Genomic DNA, 23,910 nt, shown 5'->3' with positions numbered 1-23,910 from the left:
TCATCCGCGCTTGTCCGCCCAGTATGAAAGCCCTTTGTTACATCGGTGTTGCCAACCTCCAAACCGGGGCGGCGCATCCCGAAAAGAGGGCCTACTGGATTGCGCGAATGCGATTCGCCAGCCATTCCGCCCATTCCTCCACGCCGTCGCCCTTCGTGGCGGCAATCGGGAAGATGGGAGCCTGCGGATTCAGCTGCTTGACGGACGCCTCGAACGCATCGCGGTCGAAATTGAACACGGGCAGCGTGTCCACCTTGTTGAGGACCACCGCTTCCGCCGCTTGGAACACGCCCGGGTACTTGAGGGGCTTGTCGTCCCCTTCGGGCACCGACAGGATCATAGCCTTCATGTTCTCGCCCAGGTCGAAATCGGTCGGGCACACCAGGTTGCCCACGTTCTCCACGATGATGAGGTCGAGCCGCTCCAAATCGAGCACGTCGACGGCGCGCTTGATCATGGCGCTTTCCAGATGGCACGCACCGCCCGTGTTGATTTGCACGGCCGCGATGCCCTGCGCCTTTATCTTCTCGGCGTCCACGTTGCTGGCGATGTCGCCCTCGATGACGGCAATGTTGAACTCGTCGCGCAAGGCGTCGATGGTAGCCAAAATGGTGGACGTCTTGCCCGATCCGGGGCTGGCAAGCAGATCGAGCACGAACACGTGGTTCTCCGCGAAACGTCGACGCAAGTCAGCTGCCAGCTGGTCGTTTTTGTCGAGGATGGGCTGCTTCATGTCAATCTGCATACGTTACTCCTTGCCTTCCGCTTCGTCCTCTTCGCCTTCATCGGGAATATCCACTTCTATGCTGTCGATCTGCAGCTCGCGACCCGCAATGAGCTTGGTCGTGAAGCTGTTGCACTCGGGACAGAGCAGGTGGAACCGGTCGTGCTCGAACTCAGCACCGCATTCCAGGCAGCGCGACTTCGGCTTGACCATGGTGATCTGAAGCTCGGCGCCCTGCACCATGGTGTTCTCGGACAGCGCCTCGAACGCGAACACCAGCGCGTCTTCAATGGCTTCGGTCATCTCGCCAACCGAAAGGTTGACCTTGAGCACGCTGGTGGCCCCGGCTTGCTTCGCCGATTCCTGAACCGCTTCCATCACGCCCGTCATGATCCCTAATTCGTGCATGCCGCTCCTTCGCACTTGTTTTTCGTCCCCGCCCATAGTATCCGAATGTTCGCGGCGCGCGAAGCCAAGATGCGAAGCCTTGGCGCGAACGCCACTCGGAATACGCAAACGGCCTGCCGCAAACGCGACAGGCCGTCATAAACAAACGCAGTATCAGAGAACCGTTACTTCTTGGCCTTCTTTGCTTTCGTCTTGGCCAATGCGGCATCCTGCGCCGCCTCTTCGGCTTCTTCGCGCTCGATCTCCTCGTTCTGCTTCTTGATGCGCTTGCTCAGAACGATGCGCGAGATAAGCAGGCTGACCTCGTACATGCCGATCATGGCAGCGAACATGAGCAGCATGGTGACCGGCGAGGCATCGGGCGTGGCCATGGCGGAAATAACCATGAGCACCACGTAGACCATGCGCCAGCTGCCGCGCAGCTTCTTATAGGGCACCACGTCGAAGATGACCAGGTAGAACACGACCAGGGGAAGCTCGAACGCCACGCCGAAGCCCAGCTCGAACTTGATGATCATGTCGATGTACGACGACATGCGCGGCGCGACGGTGCCCAGGCCTGCCGCCTGATCCGTCAGCCACTGGAACGCCGGGTTCAGGATGATCAGGTAGCAGAACACCGTGCCGAAGATGAACAGGGCCACGGCGGCGGCAAACGTGGGGATGAACCACTTGCGCTCGCTCGGCTTCAGCGCTGGCAGGAAGAAAGCGAGGATCTGCCACAAGATCACCGGAGCGCAGGCAACAAGCGAGGCCCACAGCGAAATCTTGAAACGCGTCGAGAACGCCTCAAAGGGGTCGATGGCCTGCAACGATGCAAACCCGCTTGCATCTTGAGGCAAGAATTCGGAAATAGGCAGCAGCAAGAACTGGCCCATGATGGGCGTCGCCATGTAGAACACGACCACCGCGATAGCCAAGCAAGCGATGATGCGCACCAAGCGCATGCGCAGCTCGCCCAGGTGGTCGAACAGGGGCATACGTGCCGGTCCGATAGGCATGGCTTATTCCCCCTTCTCGTTCTTCTCGGCCGCAGCTTTGGCAGCTTCAGCGGCTTTCCTGTTTGCGGCGCGCGTAGCGGCGGCCTTCTTCGCCGCAGCGGAACGTGCGGCGGCCTTCTCAGCATCGGTCTTGGCAGCTGCGGGCTTTTTAGCGGCAGAAGGCTTCTTCGCGGCGGACTTCGCCGGGGCCTTGGCTTCCGGCTTGGCAGCTACGGGCTTGGCGGCCGTCGCGGTTGCAGCAGGCTTGGCGGCGGGTGCGGGCTGGGCCTTCGCGGCGGGCGTCGACGCCTTGGCTGCGGGCTTCGTGCCGTACAGCTCGTCGGGCGAGGGCTTGGCCTTGGAGGCGGCGTCGGCGGTTGCCGGCTGCGCGGCAGCAGCCTCGACAGGCTTCGGCGTTTCGAACGACCCGTCCGGCTTCGCGATGGGCTTCGGCGTCGCAGACGCAGCAGCGGCCGTCGTAGCCGCGGCCGTCGCAGCAGCGGCAGCCGGCGCCTCCGCGGCCTTCTCGGCCTCGGCAGCCTTCTTGGCCGCGCGCTCCTTGTCGTAACGAGCCTTGCGCTCCGAGAAGCTTTCGGTCTTCTCTTCCTTCTTGTCGTCCTTGCCGATCTCGGACACCTTCGACAGGGCCTCGAGCGGGTTCTTGAACGGCTCGTCAGAGGTGGGGTCGTAGACTTCCGTCTTGATGACCTTGTTCATCTCTTCCTGAGCGCTTCTGAACTTGCTGATTGCCTTCCCCAACGTCTTAGCCATTGCTGGCAGCTTATCGGGCCCGAAAATAAGGAACCCGAACAGCAGAATGAGGAATAACTCGAATCCACCGATACCAAACAAAGCAAACCCCTTTGTGCGGTCTTATCATCTTCTCAACGCCGCGCCTCTGCGCGGCAACGATTTATAGTATCACAACCGCGCCCGCGTAAGGCAAAGGAGTCTACTTGGCAATAAAAAGTGTGCGAGAACTCCCCGGCATCGGGGCGTACCGGGCACGACGAGCACCGTGATCGCCGCAGCGGCAACAATCGAAGTCATGAAATCACGGGACGCCCGCACCGACGATGCGCCCGGAACTCGCACCCAGGAAGCAACGTACGCGCCACATGCCCGGAACCGAAACCGGCCGACTCCTGCGGCGCGTACGCACGCACCAACGCCAAAAAACGCACGGGGCGAACGCACATGCGTCCGCCCCGCCTTCATCCGAACAACCCGGAAACCAGCGCCTACGAGCCGGTCCCCAAAAACGCAAGGGCCACCGTTGGGATGCCCAGCGCCAAAACCAAGATCACGCATATCACGATCGTGAACAGCTTCTTGGTTTTCTCGGCGGCCTCTCGGCGCTCCTTGTCCTTGCGCTCGCGCTCCTGAGCGGCCTTGATGCGGTCGCTCTTCTGCTTTGCCGTCAGCTTTTGATTCGTTCCCATGTGCTATACCCTCAACTTACCGCGGATCTCGATGACGCGGGCGATGTTCTTGGCAACCTCCACGCCCACGTTCCACTTGTTCTTCTCGTACAGCGAAACGCCGTCGACCATGGTCATGAGCACGTCCGAGCCGCTGCACGCGTTCACGACGGCCGAAACCGGATCGCTTGTGGGCGTCTGATGCGAACCCGACAGGTCAAGCGCCACGATGTCGGCGCGCTTGCCCACTTCCAGCGAGCCGATCTTGTCGTCAAGCTTCAACGCGCGCGCCGCGCCGATGGTGGTCATCTCCAGCATGGTCTGCGAATCCAGGAAGGTGCCCACGTTCACAGCGCGCTGCACCAACATGCCGATGCGCATCTCGATGAGGATGTCCGTGGAGTCGGTTGCGGCAGGCGAATCGGTGCCCAGGCCCATGCGCAAGCCGGCGCGCATGAACTTGTCGATGGGGGCAACGCCCATGCCCAGCTGCGCGTTGCAGCGCGGGCACACGGCCACGCCCACGTCGTATTCCTTGAGCTTCTGAATGTCCTTGTCGTCAACATGCACGCAATGAATGGCCAGCACGTTGTCGGATTCGAACGCGCCCCAGTTCAGCGCATAACGAACCGGCGTGGTACCCGTGGGAAGCCACGGCGGAATCTCAACGAAACCGCGCTTCTGGTCCATGGTGTGCACCGAGAACGGCGAGGAGCCGTACTTGATGAAGTTGTACTCTTCGCGGTTGCCCGCCATGTGCATGGCGACGGGGACGTTCTCGCGGCGAGCGAACTCGGATATCTTGCCGAACACGGACGGATGGCATGCGTACATGGACGTGGGAGCCACGCCGATGGTGATGCGGTCGCCGTCCACTTCCTCGCGCCAGTGCATGATGTCGTTTTCCGCCAGGCGCATCGCGTAGTCCACGCGACGCTTGTCCATGGCGCCCACCTCGCGGTAGATGACGCTGCGCATGCCCAGCTTCTGCGTGGCCGTGCACGCCGCGCCCGTTGCCGTGATGTCCGCAACGCACGTGATGCCGCTGGAAAGCGCTTCCAAACCGCCCAGGATAGCGGAGTCGTACCAGTCGCTCACGTCCATCTTCGCGCTTTTTTCCATCATGGACATGATCCACGTGGTATAGGGAACGTCATGCACGATTCCGCGCATGACCGCGTTCTCAAGATGCGTGTGCAAATCGATAAGACCCGGCATAATGGCGGCCATGCCGAAGTCGACCACTTCCTCGTCGGGGTAGCGCAGCTTGAGCATGTCGATCGAGCCGATGTCGCGAATAGCCCCGTCGCGAACGAGCACCGCGCCGTTATGCAGCGGCTCGGACGTGATGGGAAGAACGTACTGTGCGCACAAGAGCATAGCTGCTCCGCCCTTTCTCCCATGGTTCCCGTAATTCATGCATTTTCGTGTAACGGCTATCATAGCATTCTCCAACCGCTCTTCCGCGAAAGCACACAGGCCAATCGGCGAGGTGCAGGACCTTTGCGAGGCGCGTGATCCTGGCGGCAGAAGGCAGGATTGCGCTGGACGCGAAATCGCGGCGATTCGGGGAGGGACCGCAGCGGGGTGCCGCCCTCGGCGCCAGGCGGGGTGCGCGAAGGAGTTGGGACTGGCTGGGTTGGCTGGGGTTGGGGCTGGGCTGGGGCTGGGCCCCTAGAGCCTTGGTGCCGAATCCCCGGAGTCCGGGGTTCCGAATCCCCAAACCCCCGAAACCTTGGAGTCCCCGAACCTTGATTTCCAGAGCTTCGGGCTTTCGGAACCTTAAATCCCCCGAGTCCGGGGCTCCGAAGTCCAGCCGCTGTCAAAACGAGCGAGTTTTACTGGTCCTCAAATGAGGATAAAGCCACATCGCATCTCGATGACCAGGCACGATGCAAAACGCTTGTCAGCAACCCACGCCGTCAGGGCGAAAAATCCCCGCAAAACTCGTCCGTTTTGACAGCGGGCGCCCGTTTCGGCAACGCGACACGCATGCGCGCGCAAAACTCACTCGGCAAACTTCGCGCACCCATTATTCGGCGCGAAAAATAATCCGCGTGCACCTCAAAATTCAACAAGGTAACGATCGGCAGGCGCGCTATACTTCTCGGCAGTATGCAAACATTAGACATGACATATATCCACGCGCCCGCAACCTACGACTTTCGCGAGCGCTCCATCATGTACGGACCGGTGTCCGACATGGTGCCTTCTACTCCCATCTTCGAAATGTACCCGCTGGGGCTGACCACGCTGTGCGAGTACCTGGAACGACATGGTCTGCGATCGCGCATCTACAACCTGGCTTCCATGATGCTGCACAAGAAGAACTTCGACGTAGAGAAGAACCTCGCGCGCCTGGACTCGCACATGTTCGGCATCGACCTGCACTGGATGCCGCACTGCCACGGCTCGGTGGAAGTGGCGAAAATCCTCAAGCGGCTGCACCCGCGCACGCCCATCAGCTTCGGCGGACTGTCGTCGTCGATCTTCCACGAAGACCTGATCAAGTACGATTGCATCGACTTCGTATTCCGCGGCGACTCCACCGAAGAGCCCATGCGCATGCTGGTGGAGCGCGTGGCGCGTGCAGCCAAAACGCACACGCCGCTGGGCGATTTGTCGGACATTCCCAACCTCACCTGGAAAGATGCCGAAGGCTCCATCCACATCAACCCCTTGAGCTGGGTTCCCGACGACATGAACGCCATATCCATGGACTACGACTACCCCATGAAGGGCGTGCTGCGCCACCACGACATGACCAGTTACCTGCCTATGAAGGGCTGGCTGAGCTACCCCGTGACCGCCAGCCTGACCTGCCGCGGCTGCGCGCGCAACTGCGCCACGTGCGGCGGCAGCGCCTACGCGTTCAAGAACCACTTCGGTCGCCGGCGCGTAGCCTGGCGCGATCCGAAGCTGCTGATCCGCGACATTCAGCACGTGCAGGACCATATCTGGGGCCCCATCTTCGTGCTGAACGACTTCCTGCAAGCCGGCGAGGATTACACGCACGAGTTCATCACGGGGCTCAAAGGCAAGGTGCACAACCCCATCGGGTTCGAGTTCTTCGGCCCGCCGCCGGGCGGCGACGAGTTCTACCAGCTACTGGACAAGAACCTGGGCAACTGGTCGGTGGAGATTTCGGCGGAAAGCCACGACGACGACGTTCGCGCGGCGTTCGGCAAGGGCCACTACACGATGGCCGAGTTGGAAGAAACCATCGTGGACGCGCTTTCGCACCCCAACTGCGAACGGTTCGACCTGTACTTCATGACGGGCATCCCCAAGCAAACGGCGGCCAGCGTGCGCGAAACAGGCGCGTACGTGCAGCATTTGTACGAGCGCGTGAACTACGATCCGCGCCTGGTGGTGCTGACCAGCCCCATGGCGCCGTTTTTGGACGTGGGATCCATCGCGTTCGACAACCCGGAAAAGTACGGCTACAAGCTGCGCGCCCGCACGTTCGAGGAGCATCGCGAGCGCATGATCCTGCCCTCGTGGAAGCACATCATGAACTACGAGAGCATCTACATGTCCGTGGACGAGATGGTGGACGCCACCTACGACGCGGCGCTCGACCTCAACCGCATCAAAGGCGAGCACGGCATCCTGGATCCGGGCATGGCCGCCGCCACCGACAAACGCATCCGCGAGGCGCGCGAGCAGATGAACCGCCTGGACGACGTCCTGTACAACGGCACCGGCCGCATCGATGCGCGGCTGGCGACGCTCAAGGAGGAGTTCGAGCGCCTGTCCGAGAACACGGTTGCTGAAAAATCGGAGTTGAACTGGGCGTTCGATGTAAAGCCCACGCATGCGAAGCACTTGGCGAAGCTCTGGTTCACCAACGAGCCCGCCAACGCCCTGGCGAAGCTGACCGGGACATGGCGCCCTGCGGCAAGCGATTTCGACTATCCCGATCAGGAGAACGGCGTGCTCTCCCCCGCCTGGAACGCCGACGGAACGGCCAACTGCACGTTCAAGGGGCTTGCCGTGGACGGCATCGCCGACGGACGCGCGCTTTCGGACGATACGGGCGCGCAGGTAGCCGCGTTCGGCAGCGTGGTGGCGCCGGGATTTTCCCAGGAGAACACGAACGAGGCGTTCGATGCCGCCAACGCGCATCTGGAAGCCGGACGTGCGGGCACGAGCATCGAAGCGGGACGGCATGCGGCCATCCGGGCCGAAGCACTGCGCACGGTGGAGCACGACCCCCTGCTCGAGCAGATGATGGCGGAGGAGCGCGAACGCGAGGAAGCGCTGGCGCGCGGCGAGATCGCGCGTACGGTGCCGCGCGACGCCGGCGGCCTTCAAGGCGCGGGCGGCGTCAAGGGCGCGCGCGAGGCGCGCAAGCTCGAGAAGCTGCGCGACCGCAAAACGGAGAACCCTGCCAGCTAACGGCGCATCCGCCGCTGCATGGCATTCGATAGCGAGTTGGACGGCGGGATCGTCCGCCTGGGCGCCGCGGCAAAAATAGTCGCGGCGCCCTTTTTTGTCATCGGCAAGCCAACCCGACCGGCGCGCCGGCGCTTTGCGCCGCGCTAGCCGATCCCGTCCCTGCTCAACAGCGGCGTCAGCCTCCCCTGCGCCAACAGCGTGATCCTTCCCGTGGCGCGCGACACGGTGGTGTAGAGCCGACGGCGCGACAAGGGATCGTCCGGGAACGTGCGCTCGCTTGCTTCGGGCACGATCACGTGGTCGAATTCCAGGCCCTTCGCAAGCTTGAGCGACGTGAGGACAACGCCGCTCGTAGGCAGCGTCGCCTCGGCGTCGATGAGCGGAGGCGCGCCGTCCCCCAGCCTCTTCTGCAGCTGCTTCGCCTGGTGCTTCTGCGGCAGGATCACCGCCGTAAGGCCCTCGTCCGCAGACGCCGCCTCGATGACGCGCACCAGCTCCCGATCGCGCTCCTCTTCGGTGGCGCACTCGATGATGGCCGGGGCTTCCTCCTGGCGGCGTATGGACGAGATGCGCAGGCGCTCCTCGTCCGCAAGCAGGCCGGCGAACAGCGCGGTGATGGCGGGCGAAGACCGGTAGCTGGTCATGAGCCGACATTCCTCCACCGAGCCGCGGGCTTTCTGGAATACGGCTTTGACGTCGTCAAACGTTGCCGTATCGGGGCTGATGGCCTGATTTTGGTCGCCCAGGAGCAAGAAGTGAGCGCGGCGGAAATAGCGCGCCAGCACCGTAAGCTGGGCCGCCGTGTAGTCTTGCACCTCGTCGATCATCACGTACTTGGCATCCGGATTGCCCAGCCCCGTGAGCGCCATCTTCAAGTACAGCCATTCCACGGGCACCAGGTTCTCCACGCCGAGCAGGCGCATGCCGATGCGGTCGATGCGCAGCCAGTCGTCGTTCTCGACGGCTTTGCGCGCGGCAGCGTAACGATCGTCCACGTACTGCTGCGCCCAAACGCGCGCTTCGTCTTCGTCCTGCGCGTCGAACGTCTCGCGGAAGAGCGCCACCTGTTCGTCGGGGCTCAAGGCCGACAGCTCGTCGAGGATTCGATCGGACGTCGCTATCTGCTTCAGGCGCGTGTCCAAACGGTGCGCCAGCTCGTCGCGCATGAGCGACACCAGGTGCGGGCCGGCCGGGATGTTCTTGAACTTGGCCGCCACCTGAAGGATCTGCCCCACGGACAGCAGGCGATCCCCGTTGCAGTGCACCTCTTTGAAGTCGTGCGGGTCGAACGCGAATCCCGCGCACGCCGCATCGATGCGCTCAAGCCGGTCGAGCGCCACGTTCACCTGCCCGCCCGTGCGATCGGGCGGCATGAGCTGTTGCAAAAACTCGTTCCACGTAAGGCATTCGGGGTTGCGCTCGCCCAGATCGGGTAGCACGTTGTCGATGTAGCTTTGGAACACGGGGTTGGGCGTGATCAGGAACACCTGGCTAGGATCCAGGCTTTCGCGCTGCTGGTAGAACAGGTAGGCGATGCGCTGCATGAGCACCGAGGTCTTGCCGCTGCCGGCAATGCCGTTCACCAGCAGAGCCGGCACGTCTTCATGGCGAATGACCTGGTTCTGCTCCTTTTGGATGGTGGCGGTGATGGACTGCATCTTGGCCGAGCGCTGCTTGGACAGCGACGCCAGCAACAGCGAATCCTGGATGGCCACGGTGGTGTCGAAGTACGCGTTCAGGCGGTCCTTGTCCACGTCGAACTGTCGGCGCAGCTTAAGGTCCACATTGATGGTGCGCCCGTTGGCCTGGTACGAAGTGGGACCGTTGTCCTGGTTGTAGTACACCTCGGCCACCGGCGAGCGCCAGTCCACCACCAGGCGGCGGTAGGAATCGTCGGACACGCCCGCAGTGCCAATGTAGAGCTCTTTGGGGTCTTCGCCCGGTTTGAACTGAAGGACCACTTTCGCAAAGTAGGGCTGGCCGAGTAGCAGCCGTATGCTGTTGAGCTTTTCGGCATCGACGCTCTGCGTCATGTTGTACGCGTCGATCACGCGGTTCACGGTGGCGAAATCGGCGTATGTCTCCATGGCGTCAGCGTAGCTGGTCAGGTTCACCGACAGCTCGTCCACCATGGCAAGCTTGTCGGCGGCGGCGTCTTTGCTGTTCTTGTCCATTTTCGCCACCAGATCGGCGGCCATCGACCGCAGCGTAGCGTACGTTTCGCTCAGATGGCGCTGCTCCGCTTCGAATACGGGGTCTTGCGCCAAAGATGCTTCGAGGTGCGTGGTGTCGGTGTGCAACGGTACTCCTTGATCGAATGTGCAAGGGGAGATTATACGGGTCTGCGCCCGCGTTTCCCAGCGACTTCACGCTTCTTGCTGAAACCGTAACCCAGGGGCAGGCGGGCTGGCGTATACTGTGCTCTCGCACGATTCCCGATCGCAATGGAGCATCACCTGTGAGCATCGACACCGCCACCGGCAAGGAAGCGCCTGCGGACATCTCGTCCGAGCGCGTGAAAGACATCTTCTCCACCATCGCCAAGAAGTACGAGCGCTTCAACGCCGTCTCGAGCTTCGGCGCTTACAAGGCGTGGCTGTCCGGCATGATGCGCCAGGCTCCCATCAGCCCCAACGCAGACGTGTTGGACATCGCGGGCGGCACGGGCGACGTGACCTTCACCGTGGCGCGGGCGAAGCATCCGCGACACATCCAGTGCACCGACCTGGTCGACGAGATGCTCGACGTTGCACGCATGCACTACGCCGACGGCAAGGCCGACGGCGTGCCGGTTGATTTCGAGGTGGTGGACGCGCAGAGCATTCCGTACGCCGACGCGAGCTACGACGTCATCACCATGGCGTACGGCATCCGCAACATGCCCGAGCGCGACCGGGCGCTTTCCGAAATGTTCCGCGTGCTGAAGCCCGGCGGGTCGCTCGTGTGCCTGGAATTCTCCACGCCGCCGAACGCGGTATGGCGCGCCCTGTACAACTTCTACTTGAAGCACCTGATCCCCTTCTGGGGAGGCCTGATCACCGGCGACCGCGAGGGCTTCGTGTACCTGTCGCGCTCCATCAAGGCGTTCCCCAACCAACAAGGGCTGGCCGACATGATGACGCGCGCCGGATTCACGGATGTGACCTGGAAGAATTACACCGGGGGCATCGCCGCCGTCCACGTAGCGAAGAAGCCGGAGGCCTAAAGCCTGCGAAAGGCCGGCTGACGCTTAGATCGAAAGAAGGCTGAGCTAGTCGAGACGCGCTCGAGCACCAAGTCCGACCGACGCCGAAACGCAACTGCACATCAACGGCGGTTCGATGCTACCGCTTGCGCGCTCAAATGCACGATTCTTCCCCTAATGTTGCGTTCGAAGGACCTGCCAAGAGGCAACCTTCGATGCGATCGCGCGTTTCGCCTGGTCGCAGGTTGTTCGCTGTCGGCAGAAAGGCTTCGGCATGCACTCGAACGCAACATTAGGGGAAGAATCGTGCAGCAAGCAGACCATTCGCTGTCGAATCGGCGCTGATGCGCACCGGTGCGCACCGCCTTCCGAGCAGGGCGGCTTGCAACGAAGCGGGAAAACGGGCTCGAGACGGAGCCGGAAGACGAAGCCAGCGTCTCACTCGACGCGCATCATGCGGTAGCCTACGCCGACGTGGGTCTGGATGTAAAGGGGGTTGGCCGGGTCGGGCTCGATCTTCTTGCGCAGGGTTGCCATGAACACGCGCAGCGACGAGCGATCGGACGCCAAAGCGCTTCCCCACACCTCCTTGAGCAGGAAGTTGTGCGTGAGCACCTTGCCCGTGTTGCGCGCCAGCAGGCACAGCAGCTTGTACTCGAACGGCGTGAGGTGCACCTCCTGCCCATCGCGCTGCACGCAGGTGGAAGCGTAGTCGATGGTAAGGCCGCCGTTGCGATACACCGGATCCTCGGCACCTTCCTGCATGGCGCGCTCGCGATCAAGACGGCGCAGCGCAACGCGCACGCGAGCAAGCAGCTCGTCAACCGAGAAAGGCTTCACCAGGTAGTCATCGGCTCCGGCGTCGAGCGCCTCCACCTTGTCGGCATCCTCCAAGCGGGCCGACAGCACGATCACCGGCAACGACGACCATCCGCGCAAGGTGCGAATGACGTCGACCCCATCGCCATCAGGCAATCCGAGGTCAAGTATGACCAGATCAGGGGGATGCGAAGACAGCTCCAACAGCGCCTGCGCAACCGAGCGCGCCTCTCGATGAGCGTAGTCGTGCAGCTCGAGCGTCGTCGTCACCAAACGGCGCACCGCCGCATCATCCTCAACAACCAGTATCCGATACCGTTCAGCCACGTACCGCCTCCACCGATCGAGCGACCACATCTTCAGCATCCACCGCGGGCAGCGTGAACCAGAACTCGCTGCCGCAAGGCTTCCTGTTGCGCACTTGCAAAGTCCCGCCGTGAACCTCGACGATCGAGCGGCACAGCGAAAGGCCCAGGCCCATGCCGCGCTTGAAATCTCCGCTCTTGCCGCCGGGCTTGCCCGTAGAGCCATTGTAGAACATATCGAAGATGTGCTTGCGGTCCTCGTCCGGGATTCCCGGACCCTCGTCCGAAACCGCGATCCGCACGCGCGGCAGCCCGTCCTCGACGGCGCGGCGTGCGGTCACAGCGATGCAGCTTCCCTCGGGCGCATAGGCAATGGCGTTGTTCACCAGGTTGATCACAACCTGCACGATCAGGCGCGCGTCCATCTCGGCCATAAGCAGCTCGTCCTCCAAATCGACGCGCACGCAACGATCCGCAATGCGCCGATCGACATGCCGAAGCGCCTCCTGCACCACATCGCCGACCAGCTCGGGCTGCACCGCCAGCTGCATGGTGCCGTTGTCGATGCGCGTGATGGACAGCAGGTTCTCGACCAGCGTGACCAACCAACGCGCGTCGTCGTGAATATCGCGCAGCAGACGCCGCTTCTGCTGCGCTGTCAGTGCGTCCTCATCGTGCAGCAGCATGTCCGCATCCCCCGAAATGCTGGTGAGAGGCGTGCGCAGATCATGAGAGATCGTCCGCAGCAAGTTCGCGCGCAACGTTTCCTTTTCCATGCGCATCTCCATGCGGCGGCGCTCGTCGGCGAACAGGATCTGCTCGGTCGCCTGCCCGCATTCGTCAAGAATGGCAAGCAGCAAGTTCTTTTCGAACGCACCGAAATCCTCTTCCCCGTCGATGTCGTCCATGGCAACGCCAGCCACGCCGAACACGACATCCTTCGACCGAATGGGCAGGTAGAGGCAGTGCGCGTTGGCCAGCGTGTCGGTTGTGGCGCCCGCGCGCTCGTTGTTCGACGCCGACCACGCCGCCACCGCAGCCTCGGCGGGGGAAGCCAGCACGGCCGTATCCGTCGCGCCGCCTATCGTTCCCGGAACATCGTGGAGCTCGGGGTTCGCCAGGCTTCCGTCGCCGAGCATCCGGTACATCACCACGGGGCGGTTCAGCAGCTTGATGACCTGCTCGGCCGCGAACCGAAAGCACTCGTCGGCGGTCGACGCGCCCTGAAGCTTGCGGCTCGACTCAAGCAGAACCTCCATGCGGTACGCGCGACGCGCGGTACTTTCGGCCTGGCGTTTCATGCGGATGGCCAAAGACGATGCAGCAAACGTCCCCACCAGCAGAAACGCGAAGATGAACGGGTAGTTCAGCCCAACGGCGTGCAGCGTGAAGCGCGGCACGGTGAAGAAGAAGTTGTACGCGAACACGCTGCCGAGCGAGGCGAACAGCGCGTAGAAAAACCCGTCGGCGCGCGTGGCCATGAGCAGCGCCACGATGAGGTACAGCATGAGAACCACCGACCCCGCCAAGCCCAGCTCGTAGATCACCAGGCCCAAGGCCGTGGCAAGCGCGACCGACGCGAAGGCCCGCCATATATCGGCAACCGTGAAATGGAAGCCCGTCGCCTCGCGCAGCCGCCCGTACTGAGCGGGCAGGTCCTTGGTGGGCACCACGTCCACCACGGCACCGTGTGCAAGCTTCATCAGCCGGTTGACCAGGCTTTCCGGCCCCCACCCCAGCGCACGGAAGCCGCCAATGGCGTTTCCCACCACAATATGGGTCGCCCCTGCGGTTTCCGCGTACTGCGCAATCTGCTGCGCTATGTCGTCGCCGAACAGCGTGACCACATGCGCGCCCAGCTCTTCGGCCAAATCGACGTTCGCCCGCAGGCGCCCGCGCCGTTCGGCGTCGAGTTTCTTGCTCTGCGACGACTCCACCACCACCGCGGTGAACGCGCCATGGTACGACTCCGCCATGTTGGCCGCGGCGCGAATGGCCTTCACGTTGCCGGCGTAGGGAGTCACGTACACCAGCACGTCCTCGCCCGCCTCCACGCGCGCGCCCGACTCGCCGCACTCGGCCTTGCGCGTCAAGCGATCGGCCATGCGGCGAAGCGCGATCTCGCGCAGCGCCGCCAGGTTCTTGCGCGAGAAGAAGTTGCCGAGCGCCGTGCGCGCACGGTCGGGCAGGTAGATCTTCCCCGACTCCAAACGATCGATCAAATCGTCCGGCTCGATGTCCACCAGCTCCACCGAAGCCGCCTGGTCGAAAATGCGATCGGGAATGCGCTCGGAAACGCTTACGTGCGTGATGGCGGCGATCTTGTCGTTCAAGCCCTCCAGATGCTGCACGTTCACCGTCGTGAACACGCTGATGCCCGCGCGCAGCAGCTCCTCGACGTCTTGATAGCGCTTCCGATGGCGGCACCCGGGGGCGTTCGTGTGAGCCAGCTCGTCCACCAGCACAATCTGCGGGCGGCGCGAAAGCACCGCATCCAGGTCGAATTCGCGCAAGGTGATGCCTCGATGCGTGACGGCGCGCGGCGAAATCTGCTCCAAGCCTTCCGTCAACGCCATGGTGTCCACTCTTGTATGGGGCTCCACGTAGCCCACCACCACGTCGAAACCCTTGTCGAGCACCGCATGGGCCTCTTCCAGCATGGCGTACGTCTTGCCGACGCCCGCCGCATAGCCGAAGAATATCTTGAGCTTGCCGCGCGCGTCGCCCTCGGCAGCTTCCCCCTCGACGATCTGGCGCAGAATAGCATCGGGGTCGCGGCGCGTCTCCAAATCGCCCATCGATGCAGCCATAGCGTTCCTTCCAACCGGAGGTGGAGCCGACGCACGTCGCGCCCGCCCCACCGTTCATCATACCTACGTTGCCGCCGCCGGTGCGACGTGCGTTACCGAACCGGCAAGATGCCGTCCAGCATCAGGTTCACCTTCAGCACGTTCACGCGCGCGTCTCCCAAAATTCCCCCTTGCGGCTGCTCCGTGCAACGCTCGATGATAGCGCGAATGTCGCGGGGGCTTTTGCCCGTGGTCCTGGCCAAGCGCTCGACTTGATACTCGGCCGCCGCCGGAGAGATATGCGGGTCGAAACCGCTGCCCGACTCGGTAACCAAATCGCTCGGAATGGGCTTGTTGCCCTGTTCCGGATGGGCCGCGCGAAGAGCGTCGATGCGCGCCTGCACGGTTTCAGCGAACTCGTCGCCAGCCGGACTGAGGTTCGACGGAGCATACCACAGCACCTTGGATCCTCGATCGTCGGTGAACGTCTTTGCGTCGGGGCTCATAGGGCGCCCCCATAGATGGTCTTCGCCCGCAAACGGCTGGCCCACCAGCTCGCTGCCGTACGCGGTGCCGTCAACTTCGATGGTAGACCCGTTAGCCTGATGAGGGAAAGCCAGCTGAGCCAAAACCGTGCAGGCAAACGTGTACGCAACGCCGCATAAAAGCATGACCACCAGGAAGAACAGCACTGCGCTTCCCCACAGCTTCGCTCCGTTTCCCACATGCAACATAATGATCTCCTCTCGTCTAACGATCCTGCGCTACGCAATGCCCAGCGCCGTGATAGCCATATCAAGAACCTTGATGGCCACAAACGGAAGCACGATTCCGCCCAGGCCGTACACCAGCAAGTTGCGCGTCAGCAGGCTTTGCGACGTTGCCTCGCGGTACTTCACCCCTTTGAGCGCCAGCGGAATGAGCGCCACGATGATCAGCGCGTTATAGGTGACCGCAGCCAGAATGGCCGTTGTCGGGCTGGTCAGGTGCATGACGTTGAGCGCATCGAGGGCAGGGTACAGCGGGACGAACAGCGCCGGAACGATGGCGAAGTACTTCGCCATATCGTTAGCGATGGAGAACGTGGTCAGGCTTCCGCGCGTCATGAGCAGCTGCTTGCCGATGCGCACGATGTCGAGCAGCTTCGTGGGGCTGGAATCAAGGTCGACCATGTTGCCAGCCTCCTTCGCCGCCTGGGTGCCGCTGTTCATGGCAACGGCCACATCGGCCTGCGCAAGCGCGGGAGCATCGTTCGTGCCGTCGCCCGTCATGGCCACCATGTGCCCTTCGGCCTGGTACTGGCGGATGGCGGCGAGCTTCGTTTCGGGCGTTGCCTCGGCAATGAAGTCGTCCACGCCCGCCTCGGCAGCGATAGCCGCAGCCGTCAGGGGATTGTCGCCCGTGATCATGACGGTCTTGATGCCCATCGTGCGCAGGTCGGCGAAATTCTCCCTGATGCCCTGCTTCACGATGTCCTTCAGGTACACCACGCCCAGCACGCGATGATCGCGCGCGACGAGCAGCGGCGTACCGCCCGCGCGCGAAACGCGCTCGACGGCAAGCGCGCATTGGGCGCTGTACCGCCCGCCGCCCGCTTCCACGTAACTCTTCACCGCATCGGCCGCGCCCTTGCGAATCTCATGGCCGTCGAAATCCACGCCGCTCATCCGCGTTTGAGCCGTGAACGGGATCGACGCCATGCCCGATCCCTCCAGCACCCGCGCGCGAATGCCGAAGCGCTCCTTCGCCAGCACCACGATGCTGCGGCCTTCCGGCGTTTCGTCCGTCAGGCTGGCCAACTGGGCCGCATCGGCCAGATCGCGCTCGTCGGCACCGTCGACCGCAACGAACTCGGCCGCCTGGCGGTTGCCCAGCGTGATGGTGCCGGTTTTGTCCAGCAGCAGCACGTCCACGTCACCCGCCGCCTCCACGGCGCGGCCGCTCATGGCCAGCACGTTCGCCTGGTTCAGGCGGCTCATGCCGGCAATGCCGATAGCCGAGAGCAGCGCGCCGATCGTAGTGGGAGCCAAGCACACGAACAGCGCAACGAGCGAGGTGATGGACGTAGGATTCGCCATGCCCTGTTGGTTGGCGCCGAACCCGCTGAAAGCGAACAGCGCCACCGACACGGTCAGAAACACGATAGTCAGCGCAATGAGCAGGATCTCGAGCGCGATCTCGTTCGGCGTTTTCTTGCGTGCCGCCGATTCGACCATGGCGATCATCTGGTCGAGGAAACTGTGCCCCGCATCGGCGGTCACGCGCACCACCAGCCAATCGGACAGCACCGTAGTGCCGCCGGTCACAGCTGAGCGGTCGCCGCCCGCCTCGCGGATGACCGGGGCGGATTCGCCCGTGATGGCGCTCTCGTCCACCGAAGCCGCCCCTCTGACAATCTCCCCGTCAGCGGGAATCTGCTCGCCGGCGGACACGAAGAACACGTCCTTCTTCTTGAGGAGCGCCGAGCTTACCTCGTCGGCATTGAGGCGAAAGTACTCGGCGGGATCGTCGACGTGCGCGCCCTTGGCCACCATGGCCTCGTTGAGCTTGTGCGCGTCGATGTCGCGCTTGGCGGCGCGCAGAGCGTCGGCCTGAGCCTTGCCGCGACCCTCTGCGAGAGCTTCGGCGAAGTTCGCGAACAGCACCGTCAGCCACAGGACCGCCGAAACCGCCAGGGTAAAAGCCGAATGCGCGTCCGCCACGCCGAACAGGGAAAGAACGAACAGCACCGACGTCAGGGCGGCCGAAAGGTACACCATGAGCATGACGGGATTCTTCGCCTGCTCGTTCGGCTTGAGCTTCGCAAACGAATCGGCCACGGCGCGCTTCGCAAGCTCGCGCATCGCTGCGTCTTTTCGCGAACCGCTTTTGGCGCCGCGGGAGCCTAGCAGCGCGGCCTTGCCTTGTGCAGCAGTCATCTTGCCTTCACCAACCTTCCTACAAAGCCATCGTCAACTGCTCGGCAACGGGGCCCAGCGCAAGCGCCGGAAGCATCGTCAGCGCGCCGATCAGCACCACCATAAGCACCAACAGGAACACGAACAGCCCATTGCTGGTGGACAACGTGCCAGCGCTGGCAGCCACCGTACGCCGACGAGCGAACCCGCCGGCAAGCGCGCACGCCGCCGCCAGGGGGATAAACCGGTTCGCCAGCATTTCCAGGGCAAGGACCGTGTTGATCAGGGGCGTGTTGGCGTTGAACCCGGCAAACGCCGATCCGTTGTTGCCGCCGGCGGAAACGGCCGCGTACAGCACCTCGGAGAACCCGTGCGCGCCGGGGTTTCCCAAACTGGCAACCGTAGCGGGATCAAGGCTCATGATGGCGGCACCCGCCAGGATGAGCAGCGGCGTAGTGATGCACAGGATCACGGCCATGCGCATCTCTTTCGGACCGATCTTCTTGCCCAGGTACTCGGGCGTTCGGCCCACCATCAGCCCGGCGATGAACACCGTCAGGATCACGAATCCCAGCATGCCGTACAGTCCGCATCCCACGCCGCCGAACACCACTTCGCCCAGCGAGATCAAAACGATGGGGACCATGCCGCCAAGTGGCGTGAAGCTGTCGTGCATGGCGTTGACCGAGCCGTTCGAAGCCGCCGTGGTGAACGCAGCCCACAAGGAAGAATCGGTTACGCCGAAGCGCGTCTCCTTGCCCTCCATGTTCCCGCCGGACTGGCCGTCGAAGCCCATGTACACCTGGCCGCCCGCCGCAAGCTGGGGCGTTCCCGCCTGCTCGAAAAAGGCGATTGCCGCCAGCGCCCCTATGAGCAGGATGAACATGGCCGCGAATATCGCGCGCCCCTGCCGGCGATCCATGACGAATCGCCCGAAGCTGAACACGCATGCCATAGGAACCAGCAACATGGAAAGACACTGCACCAGATTCGTGAGGGGCGTCGGGTTTTCAAGCGCGCTTGCAGAGTTGGCGCCGTTGAACCCGCCGCCGTTCGTGCCCAGCTGCTTGATGGCAACCTGGCTGGCCTGCGGCCCCATGGGCACCACAGCCTGATCGATCGTCTCAACCGCGTTGGGGTCGTTAGCGGAAACCACCTCTCCCTCGGCGTTCACGCCAACCGGCTCCAAAAGCTGAACCGTCTGGTACTCGTCGATGTTTTGGGGAGAGCCTTGCCATACGTTGATCATCGTCGCAACCAGGGCAAGCGGAATGAAGATGAACAGGATGGCGCGCGACACGTCGACGAAAAAGTTGCCAAGGCCTTCGCCCCCTTCGCTCACCAAGCCGCGAAACAGCGCGAACAGGACGGCCAGGCCCACCGCTGGCGTCGCGAAGTTCTGAACCGTAAGGCCAAACGCCTGCGAGAAGTAGCTGAGGGTGCTTTCGCCGCTGTACGCTTGCCAATTCGTGTTGGTAACGAAACTTGCTGCGGTATTGAATGCCAGGTCAACCGGGAGGCCAGGAAGCTTTTCGGGATTCAGGGGCAACACTCCTTGCAGCAGCAAAAGAGCGAACAGCCCAACCAAGCAGACGGCGGAAAACACCAGCGCGCTGGCAAGATAGCGCTTCCAGCCCATGTCTTCGGCCTTGTCGATGCCGATGCAGCAGCATATCGCATTCTCGACAGGCACGAGCACGCGCGACAGCACGGTGCGCTCGCCCGCCATGACTTTGTTGATGTATAGGCTCAGGGGAATGGCAAGGGCAACCAGCAACGCCAGGTAGATGCCGTATTCAAAGAGATTTCCCGTCATCGTCCGTCGCCGCCCTTCAGCAGCTTGCAGAACAAGTAGAACGCAAGCAGCACACTCAGCCCGCCAACGAAGCCCGTTACGAATTCCATCGTGGTCCTTCCTTCTTCTTTACGTTGCGCAGGTTCCGCGCGGGTGCTGCACCCAAGAGGAGCGACCCGTGCCGCGCGAAACCCTCGTGTGGCGATACAGCAGAAACCGGCAGGTCAACCCCCGTTCGATCGGGGCTAGCAGTACGCGCCAGGACACCGCCACATACTCAGCATAGAAGGGAGCGCGCAAGCATGGCGTAAAGATGTCGGCGTGAACGTTAAGATGGGGTAAAGACGATCGAGAAAGCTGAAGCGAGCTGCGGTTGGTCCGCTGTTGCGGCGCGGGCCGGAGGACTGACGAGCTGGTTGCGCGGAGCGAGGCGACGCACGGGGAACGCGCCCTCGATGCAGCGCGGGCGCGGCGGGCGCGGGGCGCAGCATGGCACACCGAGACGGAACGCGGGGCGCGGGGGCGATCGTGCGGCGCGGCCGGCCAACCGGTTCGCCGCCATCGCGGCGCGATGCCGCCAGCCGCGGCCCTCCGCCCCCTCGCCACCCGGTTGCGCACGAAAAACCGCCTTCGCTGGCAGGTTTTGACGGTTTGAGGTCGTCGAGATTGGCGCCGCCCCCGTTGCCGTTCGGCTTGCCTTTCGTTATGCCTGGTCACAGCGCTGGGCTGCTGTGCTGCGCTTTCGCGGGCGCTTACCCGGTCGGCTCAAACGACCTCAAACCGTCAAAACCTGCCAGCGGGAGCGTTTTTTCGTGCGCAAGGCGCCGATCCCGGGCAAGCGAGGGCGATTTTCCGCGCGTACGCTGCCGTTTCGAGCAAACGAAGCGTGGTTCTCGGGCCGCCGACGGCGTCGACGGCGAGCGCCGACAACAAGCGCGAAGCGAAATCCCTCGACCCCGCGGCGCGCGCCGGGCGCGGCGCGGCAGACGTCTCGCCATCACGCAATTGTTGCTCCGACCGTTCCGCGCCGCGCGCCGCGCGCCCGCAGCAGGCCCGCAAGCCCCGAGCGACGCGCAACCTCAAAGGAGAAACCTGGAGGACAGGCTTCCTAGTACGGCTCGTCCAAGTTGGCGTGGGCCTGGGCATCGGCGTCCAAGCCGAAGAACTTGCCCTGCCGATAGCGATCGAGCGCCACCAGCGCGATCATGCCGGCGTTGTCGCCGCACGCGCTCAAGGGCGGCATGACCAGGCGTACGCGCAAGCGCTCGCACAAGCTTTCGTACGCAGCGCGCAGCACCGGATTCGCCGCCACGCCGCCGCCCAGGCAGAACGTGCGCGCGCCCGTTTGCCGCAAAGCCATTTCGGCCTTCTTCACCTGCACGTCCACAACCGCCTGCTGAAAGCTGGCGCACACGTCGGGCACGTTGACGTCGCGGCCCGCCGCGCGTTCGTTGTTGATGTACGTGACCACGGCGGTTTTGAGCCCCGAAAGCGAGAAGCGCAAATCCCCCGAATGCATCATGGCGCGCGGAAACGCGATAGCGCGCGGGTCGCCCTTGGCCGCCTCGCGCGAGATCACAGGGCCGCCCGGATACCCCAGGCCAAGCGCCTTCGCTACCTTGTCGAACGCCTCTCCCACCGCGTCGTCGATCGTGGCTCCCAAAGTTTCATAATCGCCCCAATCCTTCATGTGCACAAGCAGCGTATTGCCGCCCGACACAAGCGACACCACAGCCGGCGGCGCGAAATCGGGCGCGCCGATCTTGTTCGCATACAGATGGCCTTCCAGGTGATGCACGCCGATGAACGGCTTTTCGACAGCCCAGGCAGCGCCCTTCGCGAATGCGACGCCCACCACCAGCGCGCCGACCAGCCCCGGTGCGTACGTCACGGAAACAGCGTCGAGGTCGCTCCACTTCAACCGAGAAACGCCCAGATGATCAGCGGCAACGTCGAAGCACTCGTCGCACACGCCGCAAATGGCTTCGATATGCTTTCGGCTGGCGATCTCGGGAACCACGCCGCCGAACCGCGCGTGGAAGTCTATCTGGGAAGCCACCACGTCGGACACCAACGTGCCCGCGCCGTCCACGATGGCCGCTGCCGTCTCGTCGCACGACGACTCGATGGCCAAAATGAGCGGGCGCACGAAATCGGAAGCCTCCGCGCAAGAGGACGCGCCCGCAGGCGACGAAGCGCGCGCTTCGTCGATGTGCAGCGCCATGCCCGCAACGTCGTGCTGGGCCAGCGGCAAGGGGCCCTCCAGGATGAGCGCGTCTTCGCCGTCGGAATAGTACCGAGGACGCGTGCCGATCGACCGGAAGCCAAGCGCCTCGTAGAACGCATGCGCGCCCTTGTTGCCCGCGCGAACCTCAAGCGAGCACGTCGAAGCGCCCAAATCGCGCGCATCGGACGCCACGCGCGCAAGCAGTTCGCGAGCGATGCCGCACCGACGCCACGACGGATCCACCCCCACTTTGAGGATCTGCACCTGCCCGTCGACCACCCATCCGCCGGCATAGCCGATCAAATGATCCTGGCTGTACGCCGCCCACCAGGTGCGATCGCCTCGCGGCAGCTCGTCTGCAACCAGCGCTGCGCTCCAAGCATCCGAACCCATGACCGTCGATTCCAAAGCCGCAACATCGGCTGCATGGGCAGCGTCAAGCGGCTTGTAGGTAATGCCGCTCGCATCGGGACGCGCGTTCAAAATCGCCGTATCGTGCATGCTGGCGCGCTGGTCTCGCCGAGGCGCCACGTCCTGCACACCAGCCGTCAAATTGCGCGGATCGTTCTTGGACAGGCGAATGCGCTCGTTCTCTTCCGCGTCCGACAAGCGCGTGTACACCGGCAACGCGAACGCCGGATCGTGCGCAACCGCGTCGAACGGATCCGCATCGCCCGCACGCCATGCAGCTTGCAGCGCCAGCAAAAGGCCCCGCCCCGTAGGCGTCCAGAGCGCTTCGGCAAGCGCCGATCCGCATGGATCGAACAGGTCCGCGTACTTGCGCAGCGCATCTCCGGCAATCAGCAGATTCGACAGGCCCGCTGCCGTCAGCTCTTCCGCAGCTGCTTCGACTTTCACCACGCGATCGGCTTCCAAGCGCTCGATGCCCTGGTCGTTCAAGGTGTAGCGCACCGGATACACCTCTTTGCGCATGGCGTCCGCCACCACCGCCAAGGCGCCGCGCGCGCCGTCGGCCTGCGCGTTCCATGCCACCGCGTCAAGCGACGACACGCCAATCAGGGGAACCTCAAGCGCCGAAGCGACGCCTTTCGCCGTTGCCATGGCAATGCGAACGCCCGTGAACGACCCCGGCCCGCGCCCGACGACCACGCAGGCGATCTGCTTGCGCGAGACGCCGGCTTCGGCCAAAGCCGCGTCGATGCGCGGCAGCAGCTGGGTATTCGACGCGCGGCGGGCCTCCGCCTCGACCGACGCGACCAATTCGACGGTACGGCTTTCGGAATGCAGCGCGCCCAGCCCGATGGCGATCACTTCATTAGCCGTGTCGAATGCAAGCACGTACGTTGCACGCGCAGACGCGCCCTGCGGACGCGGAGCAGCTTCACCCACCTGGTTACCTCGCAGACTTCATAAGGCGCGACTTGGAGTCCTTCGCCCAAAGAAACAAGAGCTGGCGCGACCGATCGCCGTACGCATGCGCCTCCACGGAGCGGTTCCCTTCGGAATCCACCGAAATGCACACCTCCAGATACCCGTACGGAAGCGACTCGGGAAACTTCTCGCCCCATTCGATGAACGACGCGCCGTCGGCATCTATGGTTTCGTAATAGCCGGTGTCCTCCAGTTGGTCGGCGGAGTCCAGTCTATACAGATCGAAATGATAGAGCGGCAGCGTGCCGCCGGGATACGTGAGCAAGATATTGAAGGTTGGGCTGGTCACCTGGTCGCGAACGCCCAGGCCAGCCGCCACGCCTTGCACGAACTGCGTCTTGCCCGCGCCCAGATCGCCCGTAAGCACGATGACGTCGCCAGCGTGCAGATACGGCGCCAGCGTGACCGCAAGCTGCTTCGTCGCCTCGGACGACGTGGTCTTGCGCGTGTATGTTAACCCGTTAGCCATACCCCGTATGATACGACAACCCGGCAAGACGCGGGAGCCGTTTCGGAATATCCCCATGCAAGGCGCGCGTACCTGCCCCGAAAGTCCCGAACGCGCGCA

General features: G+C 63.4%; 16 protein-coding genes. 2 read left to right on the top strand and 14 right to left on the bottom strand.

All coding sequences use genetic code 11. From position 1 onward, the window contains the following. Nucleotides 1-91: 91 nt before the first annotated feature. The 6 genes from hypB to LG373_RS10540 form a co-directional block, all read right to left on the bottom strand. A complete protein-coding gene (gene hypB, locus LG373_RS10565) occupies nt 92-745 on the bottom strand; it encodes a hydrogenase nickel incorporation protein HypB (RefSeq protein WP_114567251.1) in 654 nt (217 codons plus the stop codon). 3 nt (nt 746-748) lie between these two features. Continuing rightward, nucleotides 749-1,132 carry a hydrogenase maturation nickel metallochaperone HypA gene (gene hypA / locus LG373_RS10560; RefSeq protein WP_114567252.1) on the bottom strand — a complete coding sequence of 128 codons (384 nt, stop codon included), beginning with the start codon at nt 1,130-1,132 and terminating at the stop codon, nt 749-751. A 164-nt stretch (nt 1,133-1,296) separates the two neighbouring features. Next, nucleotides 1,297-2,133 (bottom strand): twin-arginine translocase subunit TatC, encoded by an 837-nt coding sequence (gene tatC / locus LG373_RS10555; RefSeq protein ID WP_114567253.1) that lies wholly within the window; start codon nt 2,131-2,133, stop codon nt 1,297-1,299. Nucleotides 2,134-2,136: 3 nt separating this feature from the next. Continuing rightward, a complete protein-coding gene (locus LG373_RS10550; protein ID WP_225749754.1) occupies nt 2,137-2,964 on the bottom strand; it encodes a twin-arginine translocase TatA/TatE family subunit in 828 nt (275 codons plus the stop codon). Nucleotides 2,965-3,353: 389 nt separating this feature from the next. After that, nucleotides 3,354-3,554: a CASC3 protein CASC3 gene (locus LG373_RS10545; protein ID WP_114567255.1), complete on the bottom strand. Its 201-nt coding sequence runs from the start codon at nt 3,552-3,554 to the stop codon at nt 3,354-3,356. Nucleotides 3,555-3,557: 3 nt separating this feature from the next. After that, a complete protein-coding gene (locus tag LG373_RS10540; protein WP_114567256.1) occupies nt 3,558-4,913 on the bottom strand; it encodes an amidohydrolase family protein in 1,356 nt (451 codons plus the stop codon). 750 nt (nt 4,914-5,663) lie between these two features. Between LG373_RS10540 and LG373_RS10535 the strand changes: the two genes are divergently transcribed. Beyond that, nucleotides 5,664-7,934, top strand: coding sequence for a TIGR04190 family B12-binding domain/radical SAM domain protein (locus LG373_RS10535; RefSeq protein WP_255616297.1), 2,271 nt, complete (start codon nt 5,664-5,666; stop codon nt 7,932-7,934). A 143-nt stretch (nt 7,935-8,077) separates the two neighbouring features. On the opposite strand, the gene LG373_RS10530 is transcribed toward LG373_RS10535, so the two are convergent. Next, nucleotides 8,078-10,234, bottom strand: coding sequence for a UvrD-helicase domain-containing protein (locus tag LG373_RS10530; protein WP_225749752.1), 2,157 nt, complete (start codon nt 10,232-10,234; stop codon nt 8,078-8,080). 158 nt (nt 10,235-10,392) lie between these two features. On the opposite strand from LG373_RS10530, the gene LG373_RS10525 reads away from it, so the two are divergent. Further along, a complete protein-coding gene (locus tag LG373_RS10525) occupies nt 10,393-11,139 on the top strand; it encodes a ubiquinone/menaquinone biosynthesis methyltransferase (protein ID WP_225749751.1) in 747 nt (248 codons plus the stop codon). 417 nt (nt 11,140-11,556) lie between these two features. On the opposite strand, the gene LG373_RS10520 is transcribed toward LG373_RS10525, so the two are convergent. From LG373_RS10520 to tsaE, 7 genes are all read right to left on the bottom strand, one after another. Further along, nucleotides 11,557-12,264 (bottom strand): response regulator, encoded by a 708-nt coding sequence (locus LG373_RS10520; protein ID WP_114567259.1) that lies wholly within the window; start codon nt 12,262-12,264, stop codon nt 11,557-11,559. Next, entirely contained in the window at nt 12,257-15,052 is a 2,796-nt protein-coding gene (locus LG373_RS10515; RefSeq protein WP_225749750.1) for a sensor histidine kinase KdpD, read from the bottom strand. Before LG373_RS10515 ends, LG373_RS10520 begins: the two co-directional genes overlap by 8 nt. 92 nt (nt 15,053-15,144) lie before the next feature. Beyond that, nucleotides 15,145-15,765 (bottom strand): potassium-transporting ATPase subunit C, encoded by a 621-nt coding sequence (locus tag LG373_RS10510; RefSeq protein WP_225749749.1) that lies wholly within the window; start codon nt 15,763-15,765, stop codon nt 15,145-15,147. A gap of 30 nt (nt 15,766-15,795) precedes the next feature. Beyond that, a complete protein-coding gene (gene kdpB, locus LG373_RS10505) occupies nt 15,796-17,874 on the bottom strand; it encodes a potassium-transporting ATPase subunit KdpB (RefSeq protein ID WP_216529417.1) in 2,079 nt (692 codons plus the stop codon). A gap of 94 nt (nt 17,875-17,968) precedes the next feature. Beyond that, nucleotides 17,969-19,744, bottom strand: a complete 1,776-nt coding sequence (kdpA, locus tag LG373_RS10500; protein WP_216529361.1) for a potassium-transporting ATPase subunit KdpA — start codon at nt 19,742-19,744, stop codon at nt 17,969-17,971. A gap of 1,087 nt (nt 19,745-20,831) precedes the next feature. Further along, nucleotides 20,832-23,300, bottom strand: a complete 2,469-nt coding sequence (tsaD, locus tag LG373_RS10495) for a tRNA (adenosine(37)-N6)-threonylcarbamoyltransferase complex transferase subunit TsaD (RefSeq protein ID WP_216529360.1) — start codon at nt 23,298-23,300, stop codon at nt 20,832-20,834. 4 nt (nt 23,301-23,304) lie between these two features. After that, on the bottom strand, nt 23,305-23,811 hold the full coding sequence (gene tsaE, locus LG373_RS10490) for a tRNA (adenosine(37)-N6)-threonylcarbamoyltransferase complex ATPase subunit type 1 TsaE (protein WP_114567264.1): 507 nt from the start codon (nt 23,809-23,811) through the stop codon (nt 23,305-23,307). Between the last annotated feature and the right edge of the window lie 99 nt (nt 23,812-23,910).

Origin of the sequence: Paraeggerthella sp. Marseille-Q4926, from assembly GCF_916618935.1 — a bacterium.
GTDB classification, from domain to species: domain Bacteria; phylum Actinomycetota; class Coriobacteriia; order Coriobacteriales; family Eggerthellaceae; genus Paraeggerthella; species Paraeggerthella hominis.
The sequence above is the reverse complement of the archived record's forward strand: the minus strand, read 5'-3'. Positions and strand labels throughout refer to the sequence as shown.